Origin of the sequence: Flavobacterium amnicola, from assembly GCF_004122165.1 — a bacterium.
Lineage (GTDB): Bacteria > Bacteroidota > Bacteroidia > Flavobacteriales > Flavobacteriaceae > Flavobacterium > Flavobacterium amnicola.
On record NZ_SBKO01000009.1, the window covers coordinates 1 to 4,117 of the forward strand.

Annotated in this window: 2 protein-coding genes; both read left to right on the forward strand. The window is 34.6% G+C overall.

Annotated features, from left to right (window positions below; genetic code table 11):
- Window positions 1-220 precede the first annotated feature (220 nt).
- The gene (locus EQG63_RS12110) at window positions 221-1,447 is read left to right on the forward strand and encodes a 3-oxoacyl-[acyl-carrier-protein] synthase III C-terminal domain-containing protein (RefSeq protein WP_129436641.1); all 1,227 of its coding nucleotides are present in this window, start codon (window positions 221-223) and stop codon (window positions 1,445-1,447) included.
- 353 nt (window positions 1,448-1,800) lie between these two features.
- On the forward strand, window positions 1,801-4,117 hold a 2,317-nt coding region (locus tag EQG63_RS12115), incomplete at its 3' end, for a hypothetical protein (protein ID WP_164974514.1).

The window sequence follows — 4,117 nt, forward strand, 5'->3', positions numbered from 1 at the left end:
CTTTACACATTTTGGTATTGCTATACGTGCTAATGCCGATGGAAAAAAATATTACACGAATTTATTCATGAAAAAATAGTTTGTTTTGTTTATTTGATTTGAAAACCGTCAAGATTTATAAAAATCTTGACGGTTTTTTTTATCCTCTAAAAGAAAAGTATATTATTTGATTCTGATAATCATATTTATTGTAACTTTATGTATATCAAATGCTTAAGTTATGGAGAATGTAATTATTGCAAATTTCCATCCTATTTTGGTTGGAAAATTAATCAATCAAGCAAAACTAAATCAATACACAAAATTTTTGTACCATCATTTTCAAAATCATCCTGTACAATGCATGGCTGGATTTGATGAAGAGGAAGATTATGAGGAAAAAATTAGTTTTGAAGCTGTTTCAAATCACGTAGATAAGTACGCAGTTTCTGCCGAAAATATTGGGACAAGGCAAATCTTAATTTACGAGGATGTTGAGAATTTTATTGAAGAGGAAATGATGCAGACTGATCCTTCTGAGTATCATTTTCCTATGGATTTTGAAGTAAAAGAAGGAAACTTCTTCGGTCCGAAGATTGAAGTTAGAATGGAATGGTTTAAAAGGAAAATGCGGTATGTATTTGACAAGTTTTATTCGGTTACCCATACCAAACCTGAAAATATTATACACGTAACTTGTTCAGGGTATTCTTCTCCCAGTTTAGCTCAAGAAGCTGTTATTAAAAGACATTGGGATACGGTTCAGGTAACACATTCTTATCATATGGGATGCTATGGTGCCTTTCCAGCTATCCGAACAGGGACAGGTTTGTTAAACTCGAGTGCAACTCACGGTAGAGTCGACATTGTTCACACGGAATTGCTTTCAGCACATTTAAACCTTACCGAGTTTACACCTTCTAATACAATGATTTGCTCGTTATTTGCAGATGGTTTTATCGGTTATTCTTTATACGAGGAAAAAAACTTTTTTGCAGATGAGAATATACAAGAAAAGAAAGGGCTAAAAATTTTATCTTTCCATGAAGTAATTATACCCGATTCTTTAGAAGATATGTCTTGGGATTTAGGTGAATATAATTTTTTGATGACTTTATCAAAACGAGTACCCGTTTTCATTCGAAAAAATATCAAAGCTTTTTTGACAACCCTTTGCGAAAAAGGAAATGTAAATTTAGACGAGCAAAAAGAAAAGATGCATTTTGCCATTCACCCAGGCGGACCTAAAATTATAGATTATGTTGTAGAAGAATTAGAATTGACCAAAGATCAAGCACGTTGGTCATATCATATTTTAAAACAATTAGGCAATATGTCTTCTGCCACAATACCACATATTTTTAATGAAATTGTAAAGGACAATACTATAAAATCAGGCACAAAAATTGTCGCCATGGCTTTTGGTCCCGGACTTACTGCGACAGGATTATTGCTTGAAAAAATATAATTCACCTAAATTAGTTATAGCTGTGTAAGGTTATATCTATTAAAAATGTTAAATAAGTACCTTATTGTAGAAGTACCATTAAACTATTGTTAAATTTGAAGTAATAAAATATTAAGTTACTGTTTTTCAGATAGTTATTTCTGTTTGAAAAAAGATTGTTCTCATGTGATTACAATTGTAATTAATACCTCCGCATTTTGTATTTGTCTCCAACTATGATTTTTCATAAATGAGATTCTCCCTTTACAATTTTACTTAAACGATTTAATGAATTGAAAACCCTTTTAATTTTTAAATCTCCAATTTCTACAGATAAATACCTGCTAATAAAATGGTTCTAAAACCATATTATTATGAAAAAAATTATCATGGAAAAAATTCGTGAGGACTGTTATTTTGATAGTGCTCATCCCTGTTGTAATAGTCTTATAAATAGTAAATTATTTTATTTATTTATTGTTTTAGTACTGCTAACTAACTCCACTTTTTATGGACAATTAGTAGGAAGTTCGACGGTAAAAGCAAATTTTGGAGTTGAAGGTGATGCTTACGCAAATACACTACAATTTCCTAATGTAGAAGTTCCTCCAGTTGCTCTTCCAAATCCAGCAGGAACAGATGATTGGTTTACCAATTCCGGCCCTGGATCAGGGGTTATTAATCAAACTAATACCGCAAATTGGAATTCTCTTATTTTAAGCAATGATAGAAATTATCCTTTTGAAGTTCGACAATCTAATACCACACCTTCTTTACCTTTTCCTTATCCAATTGTATTGGGAAATGGAGTACCTTATTTATGGATTGATTCCGTATATGGTCGTGATACCCAAACGGGACAAGGACGTCAGGATAGTAGTCGTTTTGACCAAACATCTGATAAAAATGCCGATAATCCTTCGACTTGGAATTTAGGAATTGGGGATGTACCCCAAAAGGATGATATCATTGATGTATATGCGCATTTACGAGGAACAGGACCTAAACCTCCAACTCCGGAAGATGATAGACCTTTTACAAATTTATGGGCATTCATTGGTGGCTCACTGCGTGAAACTAATGGTTCTAAGCATATCGATTTTGAGTTTTTTAGAACTATTGTGGGGTATACTTTAGGAGGTCCTAATTTCACAAACACGGGACCAGATGGAGGTAGAACTGCTTGGACATTCGCTACCGATAACTTATCAACTCCTGTAAACGAAAATGGAAAAATTGTTATACCTGGAACTTTAATTGTTTCAGTCGATTATGAAAATGGAGGGGATAGACCTGATGTACGTATTCGTGTCTGGATGAATCAAAATGATATTGCTAATTTTAATTCAAGACCAAGTAGACCTTTCAACATCATTGCGAACACTTTCGAACAAGGTGAATTATCTGGAAATTTTGGTTATGTTCGTATAGAATCTATTACCACTGGAACGCATGTTTGGGGTCGAGTTAATTTAGAAGGTTCAACATTAGCGCCACCTTGGGGTACTTTAGAAGGTCCTAATGGTGCAAAAATTGCTAATTATTTAGAAAAACAATTAGTGGAAGTAGCAATAGATTTAACTGCTTTTGGATTGGATAGACGTGATGAAACATTAGTTGATCCTTGTTCTAATCTTTTAGGTAGTTTATTGGTTAAAACACGTTCTAGTGCTGGTGGAAATTCTGATTCATTTACTTCAGAATTAAAAGATTTTGCCGGTCCTTATGTGTTTGGCCGATCAACAAACCCAACTGTTTCTCTAGCTAAAGGAGCTCCATTATCTTGTACCAATACATGTACGACATTAACCGCAACGGTAAATGATACGGCAGGAATTTCTGTTGTGTTTACCGATTCTAACGGAAATCTACTTCCTGCTGATGGTCCAGAACCTGATTTTACTAGAGTTGTTTGTACCCCGGGTACTTATACAGTTAGAGTTGATGCCTATGCATTTCCTGGTTGTTTTAGAACTGATTCAGTGATAGTTAATCCTTACACTCCCAATGATTTAACAGTATCTTGTCCACAAGCAGTTTCAATAAATGCTTGTGCAACTCCAGAAGCTATTCAAACAGCTTTTAATAATTGGAAAGCAGGATTTACAGTTAATAATAACGGTGGTGGTGGTTTAGTTTCAAATATTGCTCAAGTAGCAGCTTTGCAACTTCCTCCGCTTTGTGGTGGTAATGTTGCATTTCAATTAAATGCTCATGATAATTGTAACACGGAAGAATCGTGTAATTCTACTTTTACAATAACTCCAGTACCTTCAGTAAATATTACCGAACCTGAAGATGATTCAATCAATGCTTGTGCCGGCGAAGAAGCTATTTTAGCCGATTATAATGCTTGGAAAGCACAATTTTCAGTTTCAGGCGGTTGCACCCCTCAAGGAGTTTTAACAGGTGAAAGAGCTTTAAATTACTGTGGTGATAACATTACGTTAACTTATACCGTAAATGACAAATGTTTTACACAACAAGTTAGAACTGCAAATTATATAATTACCCCAGCACCAGCCGTTATAGTAAGTAATGTTCAAGATGCAAGCATCTCAGCGTGTGCAAGTGAAGCGGACATCAATGCGGCGTATGCAGCTTGGTTAGGAAGTTTTGGTGTTAGCGGTGGATGTAATCCACAAGGCGGTTTTACGGGTCCAACTACAATGCCAAATATTTGTGGAGGCT